The sequence below is a fragment of the Vibrio frigidus genome, from assembly GCF_042465995.1.
Lineage (GTDB): Bacteria > Pseudomonadota > Gammaproteobacteria > Enterobacterales > Vibrionaceae > Vibrio.
In genome coordinates, this window is sequence record NZ_JBCDMC010000009.1 from 144,705 (window position 1) to 171,202 (window position 26,498).

Annotated in this window: 28 protein-coding genes; 14 read left to right on the forward strand and 14 right to left on the reverse strand. The window is 41.2% G+C overall.

Annotation, left to right across the window (positions count from 1 at the left end; genetic code table 11):
- Nucleotides 1-134 precede the first annotated feature (134 nt).
- Nucleotides 135-494 carry a MaoP family protein gene (locus AACW90_RS16500; RefSeq protein ID WP_390236637.1) on the reverse strand — a complete coding sequence of 120 codons (360 nt, stop codon included), beginning with the start codon at nucleotides 492-494 and terminating at the stop codon, nucleotides 135-137.
- Nucleotides 495-767: 273 nt separating this feature from the next.
- Here AACW90_RS16500 and AACW90_RS16505 point away from each other — a divergent pair, with 273 nt between their 5' ends.
- Nucleotides 768-1,592, forward strand: coding sequence for a mechanosensitive ion channel family protein (locus AACW90_RS16505; RefSeq protein WP_390236639.1), 825 nt, complete (start codon nucleotides 768-770; stop codon nucleotides 1,590-1,592).
- Nucleotides 1,593-1,614: 22 nt separating this feature from the next.
- Here the strand turns inward: AACW90_RS16505 and AACW90_RS16510 are convergent, their stop codons facing one another.
- The 7 genes from AACW90_RS16510 to AACW90_RS16540 form a co-directional block, all read right to left on the reverse strand.
- Nucleotides 1,615-2,520 (reverse strand): LysR family transcriptional regulator, encoded by a 906-nt coding sequence (locus AACW90_RS16510; protein ID WP_390236641.1) that lies wholly within the window; start codon nucleotides 2,518-2,520, stop codon nucleotides 1,615-1,617.
- Nucleotides 2,521-2,584: 64 nt separating this feature from the next.
- A complete protein-coding gene (locus tag AACW90_RS16515) occupies nucleotides 2,585-3,928 on the reverse strand; it encodes a magnesium transporter (RefSeq protein WP_390236643.1) in 1,344 nt (447 codons plus the stop codon).
- A 7-nt stretch (nucleotides 3,929-3,935) separates the two neighbouring features.
- Nucleotides 3,936-4,385, reverse strand: a complete 450-nt coding sequence (locus AACW90_RS16520; RefSeq protein ID WP_390236645.1) for an ATP-dependent zinc protease family protein — start codon at nucleotides 4,383-4,385, stop codon at nucleotides 3,936-3,938.
- A 29-nt stretch (nucleotides 4,386-4,414) separates the two neighbouring features.
- A complete protein-coding gene (locus AACW90_RS16525) occupies nucleotides 4,415-5,419 on the reverse strand; it encodes a succinylglutamate desuccinylase/aspartoacylase family protein (RefSeq protein ID WP_390236647.1) in 1,005 nt (334 codons plus the stop codon).
- Nucleotides 5,419-6,324: a 30S ribosomal protein S6--L-glutamate ligase gene (gene rimK, locus AACW90_RS16530; RefSeq protein ID WP_390236649.1), complete on the reverse strand. Its 906-nt coding sequence runs from the start codon at nucleotides 6,322-6,324 to the stop codon at nucleotides 5,419-5,421. The genes AACW90_RS16525 and rimK overlap by 1 nt, the downstream gene beginning before the upstream one ends.
- A gap of 135 nt (nucleotides 6,325-6,459) precedes the next feature.
- Entirely contained in the window at nucleotides 6,460-7,302 is an 843-nt protein-coding gene (locus tag AACW90_RS16535; protein ID WP_390236651.1) for a hypothetical protein, read from the reverse strand.
- Nucleotides 7,302-8,015: an IclR family transcriptional regulator gene (locus tag AACW90_RS16540; protein ID WP_390236653.1), complete on the reverse strand. Its 714-nt coding sequence runs from the start codon at nucleotides 8,013-8,015 to the stop codon at nucleotides 7,302-7,304. Before AACW90_RS16540 ends, AACW90_RS16535 begins: the two co-directional genes overlap by 1 nt.
- A gap of 273 nt (nucleotides 8,016-8,288) precedes the next feature.
- Between AACW90_RS16540 and maoP the strand changes: the two genes are divergently transcribed.
- The gene (maoP, locus tag AACW90_RS16545; RefSeq protein WP_390236655.1) at nucleotides 8,289-8,570 is read left to right on the forward strand and encodes a DUF413 domain-containing protein; all 282 of its coding nucleotides are present in this window, start codon (nucleotides 8,289-8,291) and stop codon (nucleotides 8,568-8,570) included.
- A gap of 84 nt (nucleotides 8,571-8,654) precedes the next feature.
- Nucleotides 8,655-9,215, forward strand: a complete 561-nt coding sequence (locus tag AACW90_RS16550) for a mechanosensitive ion channel domain-containing protein (RefSeq protein WP_390236658.1) — start codon at nucleotides 8,655-8,657, stop codon at nucleotides 9,213-9,215.
- 65 nt (nucleotides 9,216-9,280) lie between these two features.
- Here the strand turns inward: AACW90_RS16550 and AACW90_RS16555 are convergent, their stop codons facing one another.
- Together AACW90_RS16555 and AACW90_RS16560 are read right to left on the reverse strand one after the other, a co-directional pair.
- Complete coding sequence (locus AACW90_RS16555) at nucleotides 9,281-10,204, reverse strand: sensor domain-containing diguanylate cyclase (protein WP_390236660.1); 924 nt, start codon at nucleotides 10,202-10,204, stop codon at nucleotides 9,281-9,283.
- A gap of 352 nt (nucleotides 10,205-10,556) precedes the next feature.
- Nucleotides 10,557-11,549, reverse strand: coding sequence for a sugar-binding transcriptional regulator (locus tag AACW90_RS16560; RefSeq protein WP_390236662.1), 993 nt, complete (start codon nucleotides 11,547-11,549; stop codon nucleotides 10,557-10,559).
- A 147-nt stretch (nucleotides 11,550-11,696) separates the two neighbouring features.
- On the opposite strand from AACW90_RS16560, the gene AACW90_RS16565 reads away from it, so the two are divergent.
- From AACW90_RS16565 to AACW90_RS16595, 7 genes are all read left to right on the forward strand, one after another.
- Nucleotides 11,697-12,128, forward strand: a complete 432-nt coding sequence (locus AACW90_RS16565; protein ID WP_390236664.1) for an RbsD/FucU family protein — start codon at nucleotides 11,697-11,699, stop codon at nucleotides 12,126-12,128.
- A 134-nt stretch (nucleotides 12,129-12,262) separates the two neighbouring features.
- Nucleotides 12,263-13,816 (forward strand): sugar ABC transporter ATP-binding protein, encoded by a 1,554-nt coding sequence (locus AACW90_RS16570; protein ID WP_390236666.1) that lies wholly within the window; start codon nucleotides 12,263-12,265, stop codon nucleotides 13,814-13,816.
- A complete protein-coding gene (locus AACW90_RS16575; RefSeq protein ID WP_275137182.1) occupies nucleotides 13,800-14,783 on the forward strand; it encodes an ABC transporter permease in 984 nt (327 codons plus the stop codon). Before AACW90_RS16570 ends, AACW90_RS16575 begins: the two co-directional genes overlap by 17 nt.
- A 16-nt stretch (nucleotides 14,784-14,799) precedes the next feature.
- Complete coding sequence (locus tag AACW90_RS16580; RefSeq protein ID WP_390236669.1) at nucleotides 14,800-15,831, forward strand: substrate-binding domain-containing protein; 1,032 nt, start codon at nucleotides 14,800-14,802, stop codon at nucleotides 15,829-15,831.
- Nucleotides 15,832-15,922: 91 nt separating this feature from the next.
- Complete coding sequence (gene mtnK / locus AACW90_RS16585) at nucleotides 15,923-17,188, forward strand: S-methyl-5-thioribose kinase (protein ID WP_390236671.1); 1,266 nt, start codon at nucleotides 15,923-15,925, stop codon at nucleotides 17,186-17,188.
- A gap of 9 nt (nucleotides 17,189-17,197) precedes the next feature.
- The gene (gene mtnA, locus AACW90_RS16590; RefSeq protein WP_390236673.1) at nucleotides 17,198-18,304 is read left to right on the forward strand and encodes an S-methyl-5-thioribose-1-phosphate isomerase; all 1,107 of its coding nucleotides are present in this window, start codon (nucleotides 17,198-17,200) and stop codon (nucleotides 18,302-18,304) included.
- Between the two features lie 39 nt (nucleotides 18,305-18,343).
- Complete coding sequence (locus AACW90_RS16595; protein WP_390236675.1) at nucleotides 18,344-18,988, forward strand: L-fuculose-phosphate aldolase; 645 nt, start codon at nucleotides 18,344-18,346, stop codon at nucleotides 18,986-18,988.
- 196 nt (nucleotides 18,989-19,184) lie between these two features.
- Here AACW90_RS16595 and AACW90_RS16600 read toward each other — a convergent pair whose 3' ends face one another.
- Nucleotides 19,185-20,699, reverse strand: coding sequence for a methyl-accepting chemotaxis protein (locus AACW90_RS16600; RefSeq protein WP_390236802.1), 1,515 nt, complete (start codon nucleotides 20,697-20,699; stop codon nucleotides 19,185-19,187).
- Nucleotides 20,700-20,905: 206 nt separating this feature from the next.
- Between AACW90_RS16600 and AACW90_RS16605 the strand changes: the two genes are divergently transcribed.
- The 4 genes from AACW90_RS16605 (at nucleotide 20,906) to AACW90_RS16620 (ending at nucleotide 24,459) form a co-directional block, all read left to right on the forward strand.
- On the forward strand, nucleotides 20,906-21,106 hold the full coding sequence (locus AACW90_RS16605) for a hypothetical protein (RefSeq protein ID WP_390236677.1): 201 nt from the start codon (nucleotides 20,906-20,908) through the stop codon (nucleotides 21,104-21,106).
- Between the two features lie 61 nt (nucleotides 21,107-21,167).
- Nucleotides 21,168-22,337, forward strand: a complete 1,170-nt coding sequence (locus AACW90_RS16610; protein ID WP_390236679.1) for an alpha/beta hydrolase — start codon at nucleotides 21,168-21,170, stop codon at nucleotides 22,335-22,337.
- Nucleotides 22,338-22,640: 303 nt separating this feature from the next.
- Entirely contained in the window at nucleotides 22,641-23,405 is a 765-nt protein-coding gene (locus AACW90_RS16615; RefSeq protein WP_390236681.1) for a phytanoyl-CoA dioxygenase family protein, read from the forward strand.
- A gap of 184 nt (nucleotides 23,406-23,589) precedes the next feature.
- Nucleotides 23,590-24,459, forward strand: coding sequence for a helix-turn-helix transcriptional regulator (locus tag AACW90_RS16620; RefSeq protein WP_390236682.1), 870 nt, complete (start codon nucleotides 23,590-23,592; stop codon nucleotides 24,457-24,459).
- Between the two features lie 40 nt (nucleotides 24,460-24,499).
- Here the strand turns inward: AACW90_RS16620 and AACW90_RS16625 are convergent, their stop codons facing one another.
- From AACW90_RS16625 to AACW90_RS16635, 3 genes are all read right to left on the reverse strand, one after another.
- Nucleotides 24,500-24,835, reverse strand: coding sequence for a fructose PTS transporter subunit IIB (locus tag AACW90_RS16625; protein WP_390236684.1), 336 nt, complete (start codon nucleotides 24,833-24,835; stop codon nucleotides 24,500-24,502).
- Nucleotides 24,836-24,928: 93 nt separating this feature from the next.
- On the reverse strand, nucleotides 24,929-25,606 hold the full coding sequence (locus AACW90_RS16630; protein WP_390236686.1) for a fructose-6-phosphate aldolase: 678 nt from the start codon (nucleotides 25,604-25,606) through the stop codon (nucleotides 24,929-24,931).
- Between the two features lie 30 nt (nucleotides 25,607-25,636).
- On the reverse strand, nucleotides 25,637-26,497 hold the full coding sequence (locus tag AACW90_RS16635) for an SDR family oxidoreductase (RefSeq protein WP_390236688.1): 861 nt from the start codon (nucleotides 26,495-26,497) through the stop codon (nucleotides 25,637-25,639).
- Nucleotide 26,498 lies beyond the last annotated feature (1 nt).

Genomic DNA, 26,498 nt, shown 5'->3' on the forward strand with positions numbered 1-26,498 from the left:
AATTACCTTACGGCAACGATTTCTACAGGGGTCGTTGTCAGTTATTCATTGTGAGCGCGTTGGTTGTCGGTTAGCCCATGCGCTCTAATTATTTAGTTCTTCAACACATCATTTTATGAACAAATTGGGTCATATTATTCATAGGTTTGTTCCAAGTCATCGGAATAACTTTTTTCGTATATTTCATAGTGTTTGCTTCTGCCATTCAAGGTATGAAAGTTTTTCCTTCCCCTTGCCAGTCTAATGTACTTGAGCCATGTTCTTTCCAGTTTTGTCTTTGCTTTGCCAGGATTCTGCAATACTTTAATGAAATGCCTTTCTTCTGCATTGATGGGAGAAATATCACTTTCTTCTAATGCAAGCAATGTTTGACCATATGAACTAAGAAGATAATCTTCCTCCACAGTGAAGTCCCCAGATTTACCAAATCCACGAGAAAATACGTTGTTATCATAAAAACGTTTCTCTCCAATTCTAATATCAGTATCAATCATTTATTTGCCCTTGAAAATCGTAAATCAGTGCTGTTGAGTGAACGATATTTCGTATATCAATAAAAATAAAGCAAATAATTTAACTCATGACGACAAAAATATTTTGTCATCAATCAAGACGATGATCGACAAAATATTTCAATCGTTTCAATAGAAATATTTTCACTTAGAGTATTGAAAATAAGGGTTTTTTATGATGACAATGCGAGTCGTTTAATTATAATCACGGCGTTTACGTCCTGTACCTAATAACCTAATATTTTGAGCCTGAAAATGCTGATATCCGAAATCCCTATGCCGCCAAAAATGATTATTACATTCGTTTTGATATTTGGTGTGTTGTCACTAAAATATCTCTGGATTGCGGCTATTCGACACCGCAATAGTCCTTTACAAGAGAGGCATAAAAACTGGATCAGTGTTGCCAGAAACTTGAGTAACCTTGGTTTGGTTATTGGCGTAGCGGTTGTTTGGCTTTCTGAACTACAGAATTTTGCAATTTCTGTCGCGGCATTCACTGTGGCAATTGTCATTGCCACGAAAGAGTTGCTGCAGTGTTTTCTGGGTTTCTTTTCATGGGTGACAAACCGTCCATTTAGAGTAGGGGATTGGATTGAGGTGAACGGCCATTGTGGTGAGGTGTCTGATATCGATTGGATAAAATTCCGGTTATTAGAGGTAGATTTGGAAAACGGCTACACATATACAGGTAAGTCTATTACGGTAATGAATAGCGTTTTACTCATTCAGCCAGTCGTTAACCTGAACTTCATGCGTAGGTATGTAATGCACAGTTTCTCCATAGTACGTGAAAATAATGTTAATTTATTCGAACTTAAAACACCAATTATGGAAACTATTGCAGAATTAATAAGCCCATTTCAAGACGTTGCTTCTCGTTACTCTAATTTAATCAGTAAACGATTAGAGATTGAAGCGACATCAATTGAACCGTTTATTTATATTCATACAACCGATGTGGCCAACCAAGTGATCTCAATTACTATTTTTTGCCCAACGGAAGAAGCGCATTCATTGGAACAAAAAATCACTGAGCGCTTTATGACGCTCTGGTATGAGAAATTGAAAGTCGTCTAAAATCAACAGGTAGAGCGAAAAATTATTCGCTCTGAACTTCAATGTTTTCTGCTTCTCCGGCCTGCACCAAACTATAGGCCGTGGAAGGCTCAATTTTATGAATAAGCTTTTCGACGGCAATAATGGCTTCGATAGAGGTGCTTTTCTTTCTATAGCTTAGGTATAACGGTCTATGCCAATTTAAGCTATTGTCTACCAGTATCAACTGTCCAGAATTTAGAAAAGGTTCAACAACCGATGCCGGTAAGTAAGCACAGCCCCCTTTTTCTAAAATGAAATCTAACGCGATTCTACCTGTTGATGTTCTTAGGTAGGGGGCATTTATATGGGGATGCCTATCAGCATGTTCGGAAGAGAACGCTGTACCCCAATCTACGTATACGTATCTTTCGGCAAGCGCCTTCTCGACATCGCACTGAATGGTCGAGACCAGAACCAAAGTTAGATCGGCGATTCTTTTACACTCTAGTTCTTCGGCCTTTAAGGGATCGAATGCAAACGCGATATCTAATGTGCGTTCAATTAACCCTCTGTTGATCTGATCTCTGCTCAGTACTTCCGCGTTAAAACCATATCCATGAAACTCATCGGTCACAATACTAAGGCAATTTTGTAGATAGGCATCCCAAATGTTGGGGGTACCACCAATCGTAAGTTGGAGTGCTTTAGAGCTTTCTAAAGATAACTCATACTTGGCCTGTTGAAGAGTTTTGACCATGACTTCGGCATAACCAATTAGCCGTTCACCTGAAGAGGTTAGTTTAATATTGTTTCTGTCTCTGGTGAATAATACAGTACTAAAGTAGCTTTCTAACTGTTTAATTCTTGCGCTAACAGCTGCTTGGGTAATATGAAGGTTTTCTGCGGCTCGGCCAAAATGTCTGACACGAGCCAATTCTAGAAATGTATTTAGTACTCTAACGTCCACTATTGCATTCTCTCTAGGTTTATGTCGTTACGTATTACTGAAAGTGTAGTAATTAGACATAACTTTATACCAAAAAGATAGCACCTAACCCGAGAAATACTAGAAACCCAACGACATCCGTCACTGTTGTGAGAACCACTGAACCCGCTACCGCAGGGTCTATGTTTAGCTTCTTAAGCGTGAAAGGAATCAAGGTTCCTGACAATGCCGCCGCTAAGCTGTTTACACAGATCGCACAACAGATGATCAATGAAAGCTCCACTGAGTCAAACACGTAGTAAACAATACCACCGATAGCTGACCCCATTACCACACCGTTAATTAGTGCAATTTTCACCTCTTTGTTTACAAGTAGCCGTAAATTGCTTTGGTGTAAGTGATTCAGTGCAATGCCTCGTATAGCAACGGCGAGAGTTTGGCTTCCTGCAATCCCTCCCATACTGGCAACGACTGGCATAAGAATAGCCAAAGCGACGACCTGTTCGACAACGTTTTCAAAAATACCGATGATTGCTGATGCGGCAAAAGCGGTGACCAAATTTATAACTAGCCATAATGCCCGTAATCTTGTCGCGACTTTTAGAGGGGTAAAGAGGTCTTCTTCACTTTTTACATTCTCAGCGACAACCGCTTGTAAGCTTAATTCTCTTAAGGTGAGAGCAATAGTGGTCATAGACATTATTCCCATAATCTTTCCTTCAGATAAAACGGGAAACCAACGAGTATTGCCATCAATAGAGACTTGCTTACTGACTTCTTTAATATCTTGAGTATCCTCGAGAACGGGCGTGACAACCGCCAATATTCTTAACTTTGTCTCATTCTCTTGAGTTAAAAATACCTCTGGTTCAACAGTGCCAACTATCCCTAAAGCATCCCTTACTATGATAAGACGGATAGGTATTTCTGTTCTTTTCAAGATCTCATTTTTGATCCGACCAACACTATTCTTGGCGTTAGCGACCAGAAAAAAGGGTTCAACATATCGCCCGACTTTGTCGTCTTCATAAGACAATGCTTGTTGAATATAGGCAACAGTTGCTTCACTTTGTGTAAGAAGGTACTCATCAACAAACTCGTTTGGCAAGAAGTCGGAGAAAGTAATGACATCATTTTCGCTAATACATGAAAGTCTTTCAACGGCAAGTTCATCAGATAGTGATTGATGGATATGCTTAGCAGTATCGTATTGTAAGAAGTTTACAATTGTCCAATATCGATCCGCTGGGATCACTTCTACAATTTGTAGCCTGTATTGAAGGTTGACAGACTCCAATATATTGGCCAGCTCAGCATCCTGATAGTTTTTAAGAAAACTCAGGTCAACGGACGATCCCATTGCGCTAATAAATTCAGCCAATAACTCTGGGTTATTCTCTGTAATCTGCAATTGATTAAAGTCGGTCATCTTAAATTTATCCTGATTTTGTGTCAGCAGAATCGTCTACTAATGTGAAGGCTCTGCTGGGATCAACATAAACGCGATCCCCCATGCCTTCGCGGCCTAATAGCATTAGGTAACTCATTTCTTTACGGTTGGTTAGTGTTATTTCAATAGGCCAAGAACGCCCTCCAATCGAGAAAAGTGTGCTAATCACAACTCGCTGTTCTGACTCGCCATTTGAAGACTTTATTTTTCGTGAGTCGACGACCGGAGCGGATGTTTTTACCGTTTTCTCCATGTTGTAGATATCCGGATGTAGGTCAAACTCTACATAGAGTTGACCCTTTTTGCGAAACCGACGAATGTTGTCTACATGCATAGAGGATGTTTTGGCTCCGGTATCCACACGAACCTCTAAGTCTGAAATCCCTAGGTCTGGCAAACAACATAGTTCGAGGTTTCCAATTATCAGTCTGTCCATTGGTTTTCCTGTTAAGCAATATTTGTATCTTACAAAATTATAGAGTCGTGCATCATTTCAATGTGTTCGGCGACATCATTTTCGTCTTTGCCAAAATAGGCGATATGGAACATGGCATCACCTTCTTGTACTAAAGGTATATTCTGCTTGCCGATTATGATCCCTGAACGCGTAGATACGGCCTTATGAATCAACTCTCCTAGAGGTGAGTTAATCTCAGCAAGAATTTGTCCCTTTTCCACTTGTTCTCCAAGTTTCACAAATTCATGAACAAACCCACTACCTGCGGCTCTTATCCAATCACTCTTATTGGCGATGTAAGGTTCAATTTTCCGTTTGCTCGGACGTTTTCGAAGGAGTCCGAGCCCCATTAATACTTTTTGAACACCTTTAAACCCGGCTTGGATAGACAGCTCGTCAAAACGCAGTGCTTCCCCTGCCTCATACAATAGAATACGCGTTCCTCTGTTCGTGGCGGCCTCTCGAAGAGACCCATCTCTCAATACAGAATTGAGTAACACTGGAACGCCAAATGCTTGGGCAAGCTCTAGTGTTTTTTCATCACTCAAATCGGCCCTAATTTGGGGCAGATTTGAACGATGAATGGCGCCTGTATGTATATCAATTCCGTAATCACAATGCTCTACGACATTTTGCATAAAATCTTGGGCAAGCCTTGCCGCTAATGACCCTTTCGCTGACCCAGGAAAACACCGATTTAGATCTCTTCTATCTGGCAGATAGCGACTTTGATTAAGCACACCGTATACATTGACCATTGGAACGAGAATTAATGTTCCTCGGATTATGTTCAAGTTTGCTTCTATTAGTCTGCGAATGATCTCGATACCATTTAGTTCATCACCATGTATTGCCGCGCTTACGAATACAGTTGGTCCTTTCTTTACAGCTCTTTGCACATGAACAGGAATGGACAGCTCCGTGTTGGTATATAACTTGGCCACTGGAATATTAATTTGGCACTTTGTACCAGCTAAAATCTCAGTACCTGCTATCGATAGACGGCTTGCCATCACCCTTTTCCTCGAGTTTTATTTGCATTTGGTTTCGCCGTTTTTTCAATAAAATCAAAAATCATTCCTGCAACATCTTTTCCTGTTGCGGTTTCTATGCCCTCTAGACCGGGAGATGAATTGACTTCCATAACGACTGGGCCACTGTTTGACTGCAGAATATCAACACCGCAGAGGTTGAGACCCATAGCTTTCGCTGCGTTAACCGCGGTAAGACGTTCTTCTTTTGTCAGACGTACTAATTGAGCTGAGCCCCCTCGATGCAGATTGGAACGGAATTCGCCTTCTCCAGCTTGACGTTTCATCGCAGCAATCACTCTGTTACCAACCACAAAACAACGGATATCGGCACCGCCGGCTTCTTCAATGAATTCTTGAACGAGAATATTCGCTTTTAGTCCCATAAATGCTTCAATAACACTCTCGGCGGCTTTATTTGTCTCAGCTAAAACAACGCCAATACCTTGAGTCCCTTCAAGTAGCTTGATAACAACAGGCGCTCCACCGACATTCTTAATAAGGTCTTGGATTTTGTCTGGTTTGCTAGCAAAACCTGTTTTTGGAAGCCCAATCCCCTTACGTGATAGAAGTTGTAGTGACCTCAATTTGTCACGAGAACGGCTTATCGCGACAGATTCGTTGATACAAAAAGTGCCCATCACCTCAAATTGCCTGACGACAGCGGTACCGTAAAAAGTGATGGACGCGCCAATGCGCGGAATCACTGCATCATAAGGCGGTAAACTTTCGCCGTGATAACGAACCTTAGGATTGCTACTGGTAATATCCATATAGCAATGCAATGTGTCAATTATATCGACTTGGTGACCTCTAGCTTCGCCCGCTTCCTTTAAACGACGAGTAGAATATAAAGATTTGTTGCGAGATAAGATGGCAATACGCATGTTAATTTTCCAACTATTTGGGATTGAATATGGTGCGAAAATAAGGCCAAAAATGAATAATTGAAAGCAAATAATATCTATCTTTTCGACAAAGAATTTCTATGGTTATATTGCTATTGTTCATACTCATCTTTCTTATGCGGGGTAGAATTCATGTTCCATTTTTTTTCTTATGATATTTAATACAGATTGTACTTCTTTCGCAAAAATTAGTGCGTCGTTGTCTCCTGTCAGCTGTATTAGTACGACCTTGTTTGAATGGATACATCGGCTGACAATTGACAGCAACAAATCTAAATCAATTGCGTAAGGTGGCTTTATAGTCATTCCTCGAACAATCGCTCTTAAATCTATGTTTAAAGCAATAGCATTATGGTTAAAGAGAAAGATATCGAGTTCTTCGTATATAGATGGTGACGTTGAATAAAAAGCAGTGCTGTTGAGCCATTCAACCCCCATACTTTTCGCTAAATTTAGCTCTGGTGTTGTATGAAAGTCTTCAAATACACCAATACTCAACATATTAATATCAGACTTTTGAGTGAGAATGGAGGCATACCCCTGCATCGGGATAAAGCTTAGTTTATTGACTAGGTCTACTCTGTGGTTGATGTTGATGACACCAATATCGCCAGTATCATAAGCGGCTAGGCATTCAATGAAACTTTCACAACTATTTGAAAAAATGACGGGTAAGGTCTTTTGTTCAAGTAAGGCATGTATATACTGAGAAAACGCCATGCTTTCGATAATGTTTGAATTTGTGATAGGAAAGTACCCTCCATTTTTTACCGGAAGCGTGCAAGGTAAATCGGTTTTAGCATACCAATGGTAGGTGTTTTCAATGGCTTCTTCTGCTTCCTCAAATAGCAAATCTTCTTCTTCGGAAGACTTGAAACAAGTACCAACAAGTGCGATTTGCCTGTTACGGATGTGAGATCTTCTTTTAATAAAGCGCTCAACCATATTTTTAAACATTATCTATTCCCATTCAGGATTGATGCTTCATTCATTAGGTCTTGAATAACTCGTTCAAAACCAGTCCTCGCTCGCTCATTCGGTGCCATAACAGTAATAGCGCCAACTAACGTATTTTTGCGGATAATTGGGACACTAATTCCAATAACACCCGTATTGTATTCAGACTTACTTATTGAAAATCCGTCATATTTGGTTTTTTTGATAGATAGTTTCCAATGGGGGTCGTAAGTATCTAGTTTATAATATGTAGCCACTTTCTCTTGTCGTTCTCTAGGCAAGTTTGCGAGTAGAACTTTTGACGAGGCCCCTTTTATTAACGGTTGTGTTTGTCCTACTTCAAATGTGCATCTAAGCGCCTCTTTACTTTCTTTACACACGGTACATAAAGCGTGGTATCCCGCTGGTACCATAAACATACACGTTTCACCAGTAACGACACTCAATCGCTCTAAAGCATTCTCATACTCTCGATATTCCAATTTTGCTTTTTCATGACTCCTAGCCAAAGCTAAGGACATCGATCCAATGTAAATTTTTTTTGTGTACAGGTTTTCTTCAATGTGGCGCCAGTCTTTTAACAAGGTTATATAGCGATACAAACTACTCAAAGGCATATTTAAGTCTTCGCTAAGTCTTCTTATACTGACCTCTTTTTCATAGGAAGCTATTTGGTCTAGGATAAGAAATATCTTTTCGTTTGTATTACTCATATTACTCGATGGTAGACTGATTAATTAATTAAGGAGCATTCTCAAATTTTGAGAATGGGCCGATTATGATTTTTTTATATTATTCCTTAAGTTGATGCGCGCCAATAAAAACTTCAAATAATTATTTTTATTAAAAAGATAAATATTTTTTGTCAATTAATTATTGGTGATTAACAAATTTTTTCTATTAACTTGACTTAAAACTTTTGTTATATTTTTCGTTGAAATACTGTTATTAGTTATCTGTTTAATTACTAACTTAATAATAGGGCTATGGGACATATAACGCTAAGAATGGGAGAAAAATGCTTCGAAGACGAAGAGATATTCCCTGATGGATTTGCAGAGTCAGGTGCGTTCTCTTATGCGGAAGAAGAGTTGCTGACCTATTGGGGAGACACAATGTACGCTCTAGAGGTCGGGTATCTCCTTCCTGAAAACTTAGAAGAAGAACATTTCGTACAAGTGATTGGGAACCCCAAATTAGCTCGTTCTTGCCTTGAGAAAGTTTGGGTCAAATACAAAGCATTATCTAGGTTTGATATACCTTCATGAAGATAGCGTTCTACTGATACATGACGAGAAACCAATAATTCGTTATGCTTATAAACACTCAAAGTCTTACATCTAGGTAGTTGAATGATTGATTACATACAAAATAGTTATTTATTGCAACAGGTCGTCATTGGTATATTACTTTTAGTCAGTTTTCGGATTGCAAGAAAGGTTGCCCTAAAATGGCTGGAGAGACTGGCGGATAACAAGCGAGTTTCTCTACAAAGAAAACAGTTTGTGATCAAATCATTTAATGTTGCTTCATTAGGGTTATTTGGTGCGATTTTTACGATCTTTTTAGGTATCGGCTTTGGGGATATTTCTCTTTTCTTATCGTCAGTTTTCGCAGTGTTAGGTGTCGCACTCTTTGCTCAATGGTCTATTTTGAGTAATTTAACCGCGAGTATTCTCATTTTTTTCGTATTTCCTTACCGAATAGGAGACATGATTAAAGTGGCTGAAAAAGATGCGGATGTTAGTGGAGAACTCATAGATATCACCATGTTTCATGTACTTATTCGCCATGAGGATGGCAATATTATAACCTATCCAAATAATTTGATTTTACAAAAAGGAGTCACAAAAATCTTGAACCATTCCGGTCATAGTATTGAGGCAAAGGATAAAGACTCCCTGAACAATTAAATAACAACCAGAGAATGGTACCGTCAATTTAAATGGTGACAAAGGGGAACGAGTGGCGCTATTTATTAGCGCTTCTTTATTACGGTATCTAATTCTTTCACTAGAGAAAAATTGGCTCCAGTGGATTTTGCTATATACATCGCTTTATCCGCTAATGAGATAAGTAGTGATAGGTCTTCATTATCTTGTGGATACACACCGATACCTATGCTTGCTTTAACCGAAAGACGCTTGTTGATGTTGTCAATGGTTACAGGTTGCGATACAACGTTGTGGATTTTTTTACTAATGGCTTCTAATTCATAGAGAGGATCATAGCCGTTGGTGATCTTGAATAGTATTAAAAACTCATCACCTCCGACCCTAAAAACATAGTCATCTGCTCGCAACATACTATTTAACCTTGAACCCAACTCACCCAGTAATAGGTCGCCAATATGATGACCTAATGTATCATTTATGGTTTTGAATTTGTCTAAATCAAAGTAGACAACACCGATAGAATTTGATGACCATTTGGAAAAATAGTCATTTTCTAATAAGTGTTGTAGAGACCTTTTATTGGCTAAACCAGTGATAGCATCGGTATTCGCACTATTTTTTAGTTCGTTAATTTCACTCTCAACATCAGAATAATCTTGTATCGTCGCGATGCCGTGAAGCTCATTGCTGATCTCAATATAGGCAATGGATATCTTGGCGTGAAATTGTTGTCCTTTAACGTTGATACAAGGCAAGAGAGCTCTAGAACGCATCGCTTTAGCAGGCGATTTTTTATGAATGTACTGCTTAACTTTATGCCTATGATTTTCTGCAGAGGACGCAGGTATTAGGTCGTCAATTCGCATTGACGTTAATTCTGATTGAGAATAACCAAATAGCGCACAGCAGGCTGAATTCGCATAGACAATTTTAGAGGCGTCATCGGCGATTAGAATAGCATCACCAAGGAACTCCAAAAAAGACCCAACTTCTGATAACTCTCTCATAATCATTCACCAAAACAATAGGACAGATATATTTAATTAAAATGAAAGTTATTTCAAGCTTAGTTACTCGGTATCCGATAATAGTGTCAATAACTATGATCTGACTGTTATCATTAAGGATAAAAATAACTTTTTTTGGGAATCAAGTCGTACTGAATTGAGACAATCAGTACGAAAGGCGTAAACATTGAATGACACGAATAGGCTATTTCATCGTAATACTTGATAACTCTACGGCAGTTGTGCTGCATTGGTACGGGAAGGAGGTGTTCAGAATGCACCCAAATACATAAATCTTTAGAATGGTATCTATCCATCAATATCAAAGAAAGGCGTAATGTCTCTAATTGAATTATGCCATTGAAGCATCGCAGGCCAATAAGTACTCTGCTGTCCCTTCGTCAATCATCAAGTCGGACACGTAGCCCCCTAAAATAGCCCCAAGCGTTGCTGCATAGTTACGTTGACCACCGGCAACAAAAATTCGGCTATGAATTTGTCGTAACTGTGCGAGATTTATGCCTAAAACTCTTAGGTCAACCTCGGCAACAACAGGTTGTCCATACCTGTCATAAAAACGACCACAGATAACACCGACTGCGCCCATTTCACGGTATGTTTGCATCTCTTTTTTAGAGATAACGCCGACTCGAATTAATGGGTTCTCTTCCGAAACGTTACCGACAACAAATAACGCTTTATTGCATTTCGTTAAGGCTTCGAAGTTGGAGCGAATAATCGGTTCGGCTTGCAGTTCTACGGCTAAACGCGAACTGGATACAACCGCGGGTACGTGTAAGCTGATGACTTTTCCTGAAAGTTTGTTAGCAATCTGAGAAGACGATTCAATGGTAGTAAAGTCGGGTTGAGAGGGCATCGAACCGAGCATTTGCAACACAGTGACATTCTTACACTGCCTAGGTGTCATCACATTTCCCATTTGATGTATTGTTCTCCCCCATGCTATGCCTAGAATGTCGTTATCTTCAATCGTCTGGTTTAGATACATACCGCCCGCTTTAGCTAGACGTTCACGCATCAGTTTGGAGTCTTCATGTTGTGTCGTTTGTTCGCCATCCGGCACGATAACTACGCTGTCTAACTGGAATTTCTCTTTGATTTTTAAGGCGTGTTCTATGGAAGAAAATGCTTTTAAATCGAGATCAAACTGCACCAATCCTTTTTCACGCGCTGTCTGTAAGTATTTGACAACCGTGACACGTGAGACGCCCATCAATTTGGCAACGTCGGTTTGACTTAGTCCTTCTTGATAATAAAGCCACGTCGCATGGAGAACGGGATCACTATTAAATGCGCTGATATTGTTTAACTCTGAACTTGTCATCAGCTATACCTCTTCTCATTTTGGATATCGATACGTGGTCGGACTTTTATCAGTGAGTAATTTATCATTTTAGAAACAAGTTAACCACTTGATGTAATAACGACTCTAATATACATTTGAATTTCTGTAAATACAAAGGTAAAGAAAATGCTTAAACATATTCATCCACTTTTTAGTGCAGATCTACTCTATAGCTTACAATCGATGGGCCACGGAGACACGTTGGCGATTGTTGACGCCAATTTCCCTGCGACATCGAATAGTCAGTTTAAACACATTCCAATGCTGGGGGTCGATTGTTCACAGATGTTAGAAGCCATCTTGAAACATGTTCCACTCGATGCTTTTACTCCCACACCCGTCCGCATTATGGCGCAAGATGATGGTGGGCAACTTACTGATGCAGCACAAGATTTTATAAAGACAGTCGAACGGTCTGAGGAGTCAGAACATAATCATCTTTTTCTTGAACGGAACGAGTTTTATAAAAAAAGCAAGGAATGCCAGTTGATTATTTCCACCAATGATCTACGGCCCTATGCCTGTGTCATTTTACAAAAAGGCGTAATATTTGACTAAGTTCAAAAAAATGACCAATTAATGCTCTATTTATTGGTCATTTTTTAAACTGCTAGTCTTGTCACAGTTTACTTTACATTTGATGCGTTAGGATTACTTTTGTTAAATCCATTCACGGATAAATGGAGTGCTCCATGTCAAATGTAGTCAATGCAATTGAAATTAGAGCGATTAAAAAGAAATTTGGTAGTAATACTGTCTTACATGATGTGAGCTTTAATATAGACGGTGGAAAAATACTGGCGTTGTTGGGCGCGAACGGCGCCGGAAAGTCTACGTTGGTTAAGATCTTAAGTGGCGTTTATCACGCGGACGAAGGGACAGTAATCATTAATGGTAAAACCGTTGATATAAGTAACCCTCAAAGTGCGAGAGATGCGGGCATTATTACGGTCCATCAAATTATCAATGACGGTGTTGTTCAAGATCTTTCTATAGCGGAAAATTTACTTTTAGACAAACTTTGCGACGGACGATTTTCAACATTCATCTCTAAAAAAGAACTGCATAAACAGGCTAAACCATTAGCAGAGAAGATCGGGTTAGATGTCGCTCTCGATACACAGGTTTCCGAGTTATCTCAGGCAGACAGGCAACTTGTTGCGATTGCGCGGGCTATTTCCGATAAACCCAAATTACTGATCTTGGATGAGCCGACATCGAGTTTGTCAGAGACAGAGGCCGTCAAACTATTTGAAGCGGTCAAAACAATGCGAGAGCAAGGCGTCGCGATTGTGTATATCTCACATAGAATGTCTGATATCCGTTTGCTTGCCGACCAAATTGCCGCATTGCGAGAAGGGAAAATTGTTGGTTGGTTTGAACCACCACTTGATTATGACGGTGCTGTGGATTCGATGCTTGGTCACGCCGTTGGCGAGGTTCGCCATTCCTACGTAGCAGGTGACAAAGCGATGCTTGATCTCGAAGGGGTCCAACTCGACGCAAAATCGCTTCCTTTTAACCTGCATTTTAAAACAGGTGAAATTGTCGTACTGACAGGGTTGCTTTCTTCTGGCTGTGCATCTGTCGTTGAAGGTGTTTTCGGAATGAATTCGTTTGTCAGCGGCCAATTGAAGTTAGAAAAGAAACCATGGTCACCTATCGGTCCTCATCATGCAATTGATAGCGGTGTTTACATGGTGCAAGAGGATAGGGGGAACAACGCGCTCGTTCCTGATTTTTCTATCGAACAGAATGTGAGTTTGCCATTTCTAAAATCGTTCTCCAGATTCGGGTTTATAAGCCGAAAAGCTGAAAAGCAACAGGTAAGTAAAGCGATAGAAACGACCAAAGTAAAATACACTGATCAAGAAGAGTTGATATTGACGTTGTCAGGCGGAAACCAACAGAAGGCGATGGTCGCTCGATGGATGCTGAATGACTGCAAAGTACTTTTACTGAATGAACCTTTTCAAGGGGTCGACATTTCTTCTCGACGCCAAATTGGTCAGCTCTTGCGTTCGACTGCGAAAGACCGAACCACTATTGCTGTATGTACCGATGTCGAAGAAGCACTAGAAATCGCGGACCGAATCATTGTGTTTAACCACAACAATATGGTTGGTGAACATCTTATTCATGAGATCCACATGCCAAGCCTCATCAACCAGATCGCTGCTGCGCCTGAACCGTATGATGAATCCCCACACTCAACAGAGGACATTACCAATGAAAGATATGCGTGAATTCGCGATTAAATATGGTCTTTTGATTTTGCTTGCTCTAATGCTCGTTATTTTCACACTGGCAGAACCTGCATTTCTCAGCACCATCAATATGATGATCATCCTGCAATCGGTATCCATCGTAGCGATTCTTGCGTTGGGTGTTACCGCAACGTTGGCAGTTGATGGTTTTGACCTCTCCATTGGTTCAACGGCGGCCTTCTCGATGATGACCGCGAGCTATGTCATGGTGGTATTTGATGGTGGAACCACAATGGCGATACTTGCGGCCATTGGCGTGGGGGTCGTGGTTGGTTTAATTAATGGGTTTATGACGGTACAGATGAAGGTTCCGGACCTACTCACAACGTTAGGCATGATGTTTTTGTTACTTGGGTTGCAACTTATCCCTACCCAAGGACGGTCTATTTCTGCGGGCATGAGCCTGGGCGATGGCGAAACGGCGACAGGTTCTTTTTCTGAAAGCTTCTTGTTCCTAGGTCGAGCGAGAATTTTCGATATTATTCCTGTTCCTGTCATCATTATGTTAATACTGGCCGTCATCACCTATCTCTTTTTAGAAAGAACGCGCCATGGCCGTGTGATGTATGCCATTGGCTCTAATGAACAAGCCGCAAAACTTGCCGGAGCACGAGTAAAACTCTATCGCTATGTTGCTTACGTTATATCCGGTGTTTTCGCTTCAATCGGTGGCATTTTATTGGCGGCTCGTATCGGACGTGGTGATGTCAGTTCCGGAAATTCACTGTTAATGGATGGCGTTGCTGGTGCGCTTATCGGCTTTGCAGTGTTAGGTGCGGCAAGACCTAATGCGCAGGGCTCAGCTATTGGTGCACTTTTTGTTGGTGTGCTGCTTAATGGCTTAACCATGATGAATACTCCCTATTACACACAAGACTTTATAAAAGGCTTAGTTTTGGTAGCAGCATTAATGTTTACCTTCGGCCTATCCAACAAACGTGCATAAAAATAAGGAAATTATAATGAAAACCCTACAAAAAATTGCTTTGGCTGTCTCTATTATGGGGGCATTGGGTACCACGGCTGTTAATGCAGAACCGACGTCTCCTTTTGAAGGAAAAGAGATGAAGATTGCTCATGTTCGTTACCTATCTCAAGGTGATTTTCCAGAACTTTATCTAAAAGGGGTAAAACGTCAAGCGCAGGCATTAGGTCTTAAGGTTGATGTTTATGATGCAAGACAGGATGCCGCTTTACAGCGTAACCAATTAGAACAGGCCATCATGAAAGGTTACGACGGTATTGTTTTACAACATGGTTTTACTGATTCAATCAAAGATCTTGCCGATTTGGCCGTGCAAAATGGTATTAAGGTTGTGGCATTTGATGTCAATGTAAACAACCCAGAGATTCCTCAAATCAATCAGGATGATTATCTAATTGCTCGTCTTTCATTAGAGCAAGCAGTTCAAGACAACGGACAAGATTGGAAAGCCGCGTACGTTTATGTTCCTGGTATTCCACCACTTGACCGCAGAGATGAGGTATTTACAGAGTTTAAAGATAAATATCCAAACATCGTTGAAGTTGCTCGTTTTGGTACGATGAACAATCCTATCCCTAACCAGGTTGCTGACCAAGCTGCGGCGGTTTTTAGAGCCAATCCAGAGATCACGGTCGCTTTCTCACCTTATGATGAATTTGCAAAAGGGATAAAAATAGCGGTTGATGAAGGCGGTTTGTCAGACAAGATAAAAATCTACAGTGCTGATATTTCTAACTCAGATATTCAAGCGATGAGAGAAAAAGACAGCGCATGGGTAGCCACTGTCGCGACAAATCCATCGATAATGGGTGAAGTAAGCGTACGTGCCTTAGCAATGTTAATGAAGGGCGAATCGGTAGAAAAACAGGTTACTGTACCGCCAGTATTAATCACTCAAAAGATGTTGAACGAACAAAATATCAAAAATATGGATGACCTAGTTAGCAAGATCCCATCATTCTCGAAGTCTACTGTACTGGTTCCAGATTGGATGCCAATGCCAAATTAATCATTGCAACAAGCTAACGCGTTACAAAAACGGTTGATAAGTGGTGAGATATTCACCACTTTGACACCAACAATTTTAAAGGATGGTCGCTATGTCGAATATCGTACCAGAAGGGTATGTACCGCAGAACTGTGAGTCATTACCGTTCTATTTAGAAAAAAAACTGCCTGAAACTATTCAGTTAGGTGGGCTACCAAACGAATGGACAGTTAAGGAAGTGGGTGACGGTAACCTTAATCTCGTCTTTATTGTTGAAGGGTTAGAGCAATCAATTATTGTAAAACAAGCATTGCCATACGTACGCGCGGCGGGAGAAGCTTGGCAGCTATCTTTAACACGAGCATTCTTTGAATTTAATGTGCTCGAAATTGAAGCTCGCTTTGCGAGCCATGACCTTGTCCCAGAAGTGTATTTTTATGACCCTGATATGGCCGTGTTCGCGATGGAATATCTTACACCGCACGTCATATTACGAAAAGAACTCATCGCTGGAAAATGTTTCCCAAGTCTCGCTGAGAACGTGGGTTTATTTTTGGCCAAAACACTGTTTTACACTTCTGACTTAGGGATGAATGCGAAGAACAAAAAAGAATTAGTGTCTCAGTTTTCGCTCAACCATGAGCTGTGTAAAATCACGGAAGATCTCATCTTCACCGAACCTTATTATGACGCAGAACGCAATAACTGGACCTCACCACAACTCGATGAAGATGTTAAACGAGTTTGGCAGGATCAAGAGATGATCCAGGTTGCTATGCGTTATAAATATAAATTCATGACTGAATCTCAAGCCTTGTTACATGGCGATCTTCATTCTGGTTCAATTATGGTCACAGATACAGACGTGAAAGTGATTGACCCCGAGTTTGGCTTTATGGGACCGATGGCCTTTGATATCGGTAACTATATGGGCAACTTATTCATGGCGTATTTTGCAAGGCCTGCTTGGGAGTCCAATCCAGTAAAATGTGCAGAATATCAACAGTGGTTAATTCAACAAATGGATATTACGTGGGACGTCTTTGTGGCTCACTTTAAACAACTGTGGAATAACCAAATAGACGGTGAAGCTTACCCTGTAGCGCTATATCAAAGCGGCTTAGGGCAACAGGCTTTAGAGACAGCTCAAAACGAATTTTTGGCTACCCTGTTGGAAGACACATTTGTAAACGCAGGGATGGAAATAAACCGTCGTATCATCGGCTTTGCTGGTGTGGCTGACTTTAAAGAGTTGCCTGATTCTGAGCAACGAGCTTGCTGTGAACGTAAGGCGTTGAAGCTCGCGCGAGAACTCATGTTAAATGCGAAAAATTATCAAAATTTTGCATCTATTAAATCCTACGCAGAACAGTGTTAAGAGGTCACTATGAAGATTAATGGTCAACATTATCGAACCGTCTGGATGGCAGAAGATGGTCGAACAGTTGAAATACTCGATCAAACTAAACTTCCATTTGAATTAGAAACCATTCAATTAACGTCGATGAAGCTTGCTGCCACGGCAATTAGAGAAATGTGGGTCCGTGGTGCACCTCTTATTGGTGCTGTAGCCGCTTATGGTATGGCTCTGGGTATGAAGGAAGACCCAAGCGATGAGAATTTAACAGCCTGTTATGATGTGCTCATAGACACTCGACCCACGGCGATCAACCTAAAATGGGCGTTGGACAGGGTTAACAGACACCTTTCCAAAATTGTATCAACCGAACGTGAGCAGGCTGCCTATAAACTCGCGGCAGAAATTGCAGATGAAGATGTTCAATTATGTGAACAAATTGGCGAGCACGGTTTGGCGATCATTAAAAAAATTGCCGAGAATAAACCCGCTGGGTCGGTCGTTAATGTCTTGACGCATTGTAATGCAGGATGGTTAGCGACGGTTGACTGGGGAACGGCCATTTCACCCATCTATAAAGCACATGAAGCGGGTATCAACATTCATGTATGGGTCGACGAAACACGCCCTCGGAATCAAGGTTTACTCACGGCCTTTGAGTTAGGTTCACATGGTGTTCCCCATACGTTGATTGCCGATAATGCTGGTGGTCATTTGATGCAGCATGGAGAAGTCGATTTGTGCATTGTCGGTACGGATCGTACGACAGCAAATGGTGATGTGTGTAATAAAATTGGTACCTATTTAAAAGCGCTTGCTGCGTTTGATAATGATGTGCCTTTTTATGTCGCTTTACCTTCACCAACCATCGATTTTACCGTGTTTGATGGCGTCAATGAAATTCCGATTGAACAGCGCTCAGGAGAAGAACAATCTCATGTGTATGGCGTGGATTCAGACGGTCAGTGTCGCTGGGTTAATACCGCACCTAAGGGAACGCAATGTGGGAATTATGCGTTTGACGTAACACCAGCACGTTACGTCACGGGGTTAATTACCGAACGTGGTGTTTGTGAAGCAAGCGAGAAGGCACTCTCAGAACTATTTGCTGACCTTAAACAACCTACTTATGTCTAGTTTTTCATGGGGCATTCCTGCCCCTTTTAAGGAAATGTTATGAACCGTGAAACGCTATCACAGCAAATTATAGATACGTGTTTAGAAATGACAGCACTTGGTTTGAACCAGGGTACATCAGGGAATGTCAGTGCCCGTTATAAAAAAGGCATGCTAATAACACCAAGTGGTATTCCATATAACAAGCTAACGCCTAACATGATTGTGTATGTAGATAATGACGGTAAAGCGGAAGCTGATAAGGTACCGTCGAGTGAATGGCATTTTCATCTTTCTTGCTTTAAAGCCAAACCCGAGCTGAATGCCGTGGTGCATAATCACGCGGTTAATGCGACGGCGGTGTCGATATTAAACCGTGCCATACCCGCAATACATTACATGGTCGCTGTGACAGGGACAGACCATGTTCCGTGCATACCGTATTCAACCTTCGGTACTCAAGAGTTAGCCGATAATGTGGCATTAGGAATCCAAGAGAGTAAAGCCTTTTTGATGCAGCATCACGGCATGTTAGCCATGGAAGTTAACTTAGAAAAAGCGTTGTGGTTGGCAAATGAGGTCGAGGTGTTAGCGAAGCTGTATCTGCACGTTCTTTCTATTCAGTCGGATGTTCCCGAATTATCAACTGAAGAAATGAAAATAGTGTTAGATAAATTTAAAACGTATGGTTTGAAGAGCGAGTAAAATAAATAGTAGCAATAGTTCCCCTACAAATTTTATTCTCTTATTGACACATGACCTAAACGATAAAAGGTTTATAGGGAATAATAAATTTCATTTAAGGTACTGAAAACTTAACAACAATCACATAAGTTGACAGTACCCTCATTAGGAACAATTCGTACTTGAGTTCTACTTCTAAAACAACCGTATTGGTAGGCTATTTTTGAAAAGATAACCCCAACGATGCAAGTTGTTGTGCTTTACCTTTAATATTACGAGTAAGCCCAGCCACTTCGTTCACCTCTTTTAAGTTACACTGTGAAGAGTCTCGGATAGCCGCGACGTTTTGGCTTATATCATTTGCGACGACCGACTGCTGTTCGGTGGCCGTGGATATCTGGGTTGCCGCATCTTCTATATGCTGCATTACATTCGATAGTACGCCAATTTTGCTTTGTGTATTGGACGTGTATTCGATGCAAACTTGAGCGACACTTTGACCTTGTTTCATGGTTTCAGAAAGTTCGGCAACAGAGCTCATCACGCTCCCCATTGAATCCTGAATATTTTCGGTCGCTTTTTGAGTGCGTTGGCTTAGTGTTCTTACTTCGTCGGCCACGACAGCAAATCCCCGTCCATATTGTCCGGCACGAGCAGATTCTATTGCAGCATTCAGTGCAAGTAGATTCGTTTGCTCAGCAATGCTCTGAATCTCTGACATGATGGCGGCAATACTGGTCAGTTTCTTGGACAGATTTTCAGCAGACTCGAATGACGTTTCTACCTCGTCGACAAGCGCAGATACCTGATGTTGAGTTTTTTTGCTCCACGTGTCCGCTTCTTGGCAGGTGTTGTTTGCTGAAAGGACTTGATCCAGCGTGGTGGCACTATTGCGAGCAACTTCTTCTATCGTCGCGACCATCTGTTCAACGGCGGAAGCCACATTCTCTATTTCAAGTGTTTCTTTTTCGATATTGATATGCGTACTTTCAGAGGCGTTCTCTAAGGAATGTACCTGTTTTAGTAAACTGCTGCTGCTATCCTGCGTGCGACCTATGATCGTTTGGACTCGACCTTGCTGCATTTTGAGGTGGTATTCTGCGTAATTGGTTTGGTCATCACAGAAGACGAGACGGGAGATACTGTCATAATCGCGTTTCAGCTCATCGTAGAACTTCTGACGAACAAATAGCTCATGATAAAGCACCGTTATGGTCGCAAACGGTATAACTAACGTAGCCAGAGGGCTGACATAAAATCCGGCAATTACGGCCCCCAATGTAACAAAAAATAACGAGATTATCCTTTGTCTGGTGGTAAGACGAATATTGGATGTAAGGTGCTGACCCTTATCAGCCACGGCATATAGTTTTATGGCGCGACGCTTTACTTCAGTTGAAAGCTTCCGACGAACCGACTGATACCCAACGAGTTTATTTTCTTCAAAAATAGGCGTGACAAAAGCATCAACCCAGTAATATCGTCCATCTTTGCAGATGTTTTTCACGGCCCCTCTCCATGCTTGACCATTCTTTAGGTGACCCCACAGGTCCTTAAACGCCGCTTTGGGCATGTCGGGGTGACGTATCATATTGTGATTTTTATTAAGAAGCTCACTTATGTGATATCCGGATACTCTACAAAAATCATTATTTGCATATGTGATGACGCCTTCTTTATCAGTGGTTGAGACGAGTTCTTCGTTTTCGGAGATTTCTATTTCTTCTTCTATTCTATTTTTTCTGTTTTATTCATAATGTTTAAGCCTGACGTTATATTTATAATTTTAGTTTTAATGCAACTGAAGTTACATCTACAATAAACATAGACAACATTACGCATATTTGCTAAATGCGAAAACAGAAAGGTAAACACTTCATTCATGTTGCATTCATCTTTTGTAAGCTATATTGACAAACAGGATATAGAGAGGTAAATATGAAAAAAATATTCGTAACAGCGTTTGTATTAATGGCCGGCTTTATTGCTCTACTCAGTAGCTTAATCCTTGTTGTTCCATTAACTGTGGCCGCGTTGATTGCAGGTAAGCAAATCGAAAAAAAAATGAAAAATCAAGGTTATAATCCGACGTCAGAAAGGATTATAGAAGGCGAATATGAAGAGAAACTGTCCAAATAAACGACCATCTAAGACAATTGCGAAACAGTGTAGGAAAAGATAATGTGGGAAAAGACAATAAATGCCTAAAATAACTCATTTCGCTTTCTTACTGTGTGCAGCAACGTCAGTCACTATATTGGGCTGTACGAATCCGCCTAGTGACCCAAGCTATAGTACCTCCGAGTCATTGCCTAGCTATTCTCAATCGAGCTTTGAACAGTATGTTGAAGAGACGCAATCATGGCTTAATGACAACCGCGTGTTTGTCACCGATGATAAAGACAAAGAGGTTTTTGCCAATGCACCCTATGAAATCAGACCAGAAAACCCGAATGGACAGGCGGTTTTATTGGTACATGGCCTTGGTGATTCACCCTATTCTTTTATCGATGTAGCGAAACATCTTGCAGAGCGTGGCTACGTTGTGCGGACCGTGTTGTTACCCGGGCATGGAAGTAAAGTGGGGGACCTGATTCTGCCTAGTTTGTCCGATTGGCAGGGTGTGGTCGATCATCATATAGGCTTACTTAAACAAGAATACAATTCAGTTTGGCTTGGCGGGTATTCGACTGGCGCGAATTTAGTTACGTCAGAAGCGATGAGTGACCCGTCGATCAAAGGGCTATTGCTTTTCTCTCCCGCGTTTCAACCTAAATCTTCCGTCGTTAAATACGCGGAGTTTGCAAGTCATTTCATCACTTGGGCTGATCAAGACCCTGAGGATAATTACCTGCGATATAACTCTGTACCGATGAATGGTGCTGCGGTGTATTATCAGACATCAACAGCAGTCCGAGATGACTTAGAAGACGCAGCTTATACCAAACCCGTATTTATCATTATGAGTGAAGGCGACAGCGTCATCGATACCCAATATGTACAAGCAACCTTTGCCAATAAAATGGTCAACCCGAATAATCGTTTAATTTGGCAAGGTGAAACACCTCTAAAAGACAGCCGTGCAATCCAACTAACGATGAAATTAGATACCGCTCAGATCTCAAATGGTTCGCATATGGGGCTGCTTTTCTCCCCCGAGAATCCTGACTATGGAATCAAGGGAGACAAGCGTATTTGCAGTAATGGTCAAACGGAAGAAGGAGAAGCATCCTGCTTAAATGGAGGGAACGTTTGGTTTTCTGCATGGGGCTATCGCCAGGAAGGTAAGGTATACGCAAGGCTGACATACAATCCTTATTTTAATCAAACCATGCAAATCATCGACCAAGTAATGTCTGAAAGCTTGTAGTTCGATAATTTTATATCGTGAAAAAATCAAAGGAAATAGAATAAGGTGCACAGGTTTTTATTCTGTTTCTTGTGAATAAAAAATACAACATCTGGTAGTGAGGTTACTAGCCAGTTTCTCATTACAGAAACGTGAACTGTTACCTCACATTTTCTTTACAACTCAACAAATATCCAGTAAATCGAACAATATGCCTGCTTCTTTATCGTTGCCGTTTGAGTACTTTATTATTACGCGATAGCTTTTCTTTTTGTCGCGAGTTCAGTCTTATAAATCAATGATAAAAAACTCTACAGGTACATTATGAACAATACGGCAGAATCTTATCTCGATGCACTTGGTGCAAATATGGTATTGACCTCTAAGATGATTGAGGAACTTGATCTATATGGGTTTACGGTTATCCATAATGTTATCGATGAAATCTGGTTAGATGAGATGCGTAGAACCTTTGACGCTTTGGTAGAGAAGGAAGGTGACCAACTCGCTATTGAGCATCATCAAGAAGAAACGGTAACTCGAATCGCCAATCTTATTAATAAAGGAACGGTTTGGGACAAGGTTTGGACACATCCTATTGTGCTGGCAGCGTGCAAACATATATTTTCGGGTGCGTTCAAAATATCGAGTTTGAACGCACGTGAAGCTCATGCGGATGGTGGTCATCAACCTCTCCACGCTGATTGGAAAAAGGCAAGACCAGACTTTCCAAATGTGCATCTTGTTAATTCAATATGGGCGCTCGATGATTTGAGCAAAGAAAATGGTGCACCTCGCATCATTCCTGGCACCCACCTTCGACCCGATCTTCCGGATGAGGTGCTTGAAGATGTGAATGGCGCGCATCCTGACGAAGTGATTCTTGAATGCCCTGCGGGAAGTGTCATGATATTTAATGCGCACACATGGCATGGCGGAACGACGAATGCGCTAGGGACTCGCAGGAGGGTATTGCATGGACTTTATATTGATAGAAAAGATATCGCACAACAGGATCAAAAGAAATGGTTAACATCCTTAACATCAAGCCGCTTAACGACAGCCCAAAAGTGGCTATTAGAAGTATAGCTGCGTCTAGTATGTCCGTCGATACAGGCCATAGATGCAAGAGTGTTTACCCTCTTTGCATCTCTTATCGGTTTTAATATCCGTATAATCTTTATCGCTTTTTATGCTCCCTGACGCAGTGAAATATATACAATTCCTGTAAACTGAAATCCGTCCTTTTGAGTGGTTTATCCATAAGTTTAAAATGAATCCAGACCATCTACTTCCAACACAGTTTTTAGACAAGTTACTGTCAAATTATTCAAATTCGCCTACGGAGATTGGCAAGGTGTTTTTCGCCAGTAACCTACCCGAACCACCAGAATTGGCCTATCAGGTACATTTTCAGCGTTTGGAAATGGTGATTAAAGGCTCGATTGTAATGGAAATGGGGAATGACACTGGCTTAGAAACAAAACATACACTGGTGGGTGGGGATGTTTTGTATATTCCATGCGATTGTTGGAATAAACCCCATTGGTTTGAACCCGTGACGATGTTGAATGTGTTGGTAGGTAAGCAAAACTTTGGAATAAGTGTGTTGCGGTGGGATGGCGAAAGTTTTCATACCGTGTTTAAGGACAACGTTCAGCGACGAGGACCAAGAACCGGTACTTTTATATTGCAGTCGCTGGAAGAGTTGCGTCGACACACGGAGGACAAGCATACAACAAAATTATTGGTTGCGTCATTACTTAGCCATATCAACGATCTTAAAGTTAATCCTCCTGAAACCCTCTCACGAAGTAAGGCACTATTTGAGGCGGTACGAGATTATGTTGAACAGAAATACCAAGAACCGCTCACTCGTGATTCGGTAGCGGAACAGTTCTATATATCCCCTAATTACCTTTCTCAGCTTTTTCAAAAAGAAGGGAAAATCAAGTTCAATGAACATCTCAACCATATTCGTTTGGAAAGGGCAAAGTTTCTTCTGAAAGAGTACGATATGAAAGTAAAAGAGGTGGCACATCGTTGTGGGTTTGCGGACAGCAATTATTTCTGTCGTGTATTTCGAAATCAAACGGCTCGCTCACCGTCTGATTATAGGACTCAATATCGTAGCCACAGTTAATGCACTATTTACGGTTGAAACGCTATTCATTTATTCTTCACTAAAGTGAAATAACGGTATCTGGTGGTGAGTTATACGCCTTATTTAACAGGCTAAAAATGCGATCTGGGTTACGTAGAAACGTTGATATATTGCTACGGATCTGGCGAGTATGCATGAAGCGGTCGTCCCCCTCTATATTAATGTCGGCAATAATCAATGCAACGTCTGCATCATGAATAGCGTTTACAGAAAGAAGGTTCTCTGTACCCAATGCACCTTGTGTTTCTACGACTATTTTGATGCCATTTTTCTGGCAGTATTTTTCTATCAACTCCGCCGCCATGTAGGTGTGGGCGACACCACTGATACAAGCTGTAACTGCAACTATATTCATTTTCATCCGTAAAAAATAGAGATATACCTCCAGTATACCTCTATTTTTAATGTTCTGATTTATTTAGTAAGATTTTGTCTGTGCCATTGTGGATTAAAGCACATCCAGTACCGTCTTGCCTTCACCGTATACTGACTCCCAGTCTGCAGTGAACCCGGCAACGCCAGAATCTGTCAATGGATGATTAAGAAGAAGATCAAAAACATCCGGTGCGATAGTTACTGATTGCCCGCCAACTTTCGCGACGCCATGTACCTGTTGAACGTTTTTAAACGAAGCTGCCAATACTTTTGCGCTCAAATTATGGATTTTAAGCAGCTGCGTTATTTCCGCCACTACCTGAACGCCGTCAGTACAAATGTTGTCTAATCGGTTGACGTAAGGGGCTAAAAACTTTGCCCCTGCAACGGCGGCCATCAACGCTTGTTGAGGTGTTAAAATAGCTGTGGCAGTAACCGGAATCGCTTTCTCAGCCATCAGTTTTATTGCTTTGATACCCTGAGGTGTCACGGGAACCTTGATATACAAATCTGAGTCAAATGCTCGTAGTGCTTCGGCTTCTTGTAACATGACTTCTGCTGTTTTTCCCATTACCTGCACGTGCAGTAAGCGGTTTGAACCTATTATTTCTCTGATGTTTAGAATAATTTCTTTCAACGGCTTATTTTCTTTGGAAATAATCGTTGGGTTTGTTGTTACTCCCGCAAGAGGGTAGAGATCAACCGCGCGTTTGATGTCATCAAGGTTGGCTGTATCTAAAAAGTAAATCATGTTGATATCTCCGTTTGAATTGTATAGATTTTATTTTTTGAAACCGAATTCTTTTAAGCATTGAGTAATCGCGGCTTTACTCTCGGTGAAGACGATGCCTTGGGCTGCCAATTTGGACGTATCTAAACGCACATCGCGTGTTTTTGGTGCATCTGCGGCTTCCAATAACTCATTGAGTCGAGGCAACTGCCCCATATCCGTTAGTATGTGTTCGGCAATGTCATAACGACTGTTTGGGTTGTGCGCGCCGGTATGATAAATGCCATATGGAATGTCAAATATCATCTCAAACTGTTCGATTAGTTCGTGGATATAGGTAAGCCCACGGAACTCGTTGCGACGTTCAGACATTTTTTCCCCATTGATTAGGGCTTGAAGCGTGTTCCATAATACATTCGGATTAATGCTAGTGTTTCGTTCCGGTAATCCAAACATCCACGTGAAGCGAAGAATCCACATCGTATCTAAGACCTTTTTGAGTTCCGCTTCCGCTTCAAGTTTGTTCTGACCGTAAACCGTGTCTGGATTTGGTGTATCGGTTTCGCTGTAGGGTCCAGATTCTTGGTTGCCATTAAATACCTGTTCAGTACTTATAAACACAAGTTTGGCACCCGTTTCTTTACATGCTTTTGCGACATTAACTGCACCTTGAACATTTACTTGATACGCCACATCCGGGTGTTTGTTACAAAAATCCGTTACCGCAATGGCGGCCGCATGGATAACATAATCCGGTTTCTCATCTGAAAAAATCTTGTTCACCTGTGTCGCGTTGGTGATATCAAGTCGCTCAACATCTGTCGCAATGATATCGAATTTATGCTGATATTTATTTATGAACCGGGTGCCAAAGAAGCCGTTTGCACCTGTAATAAGAATTCTTTTTTTCATT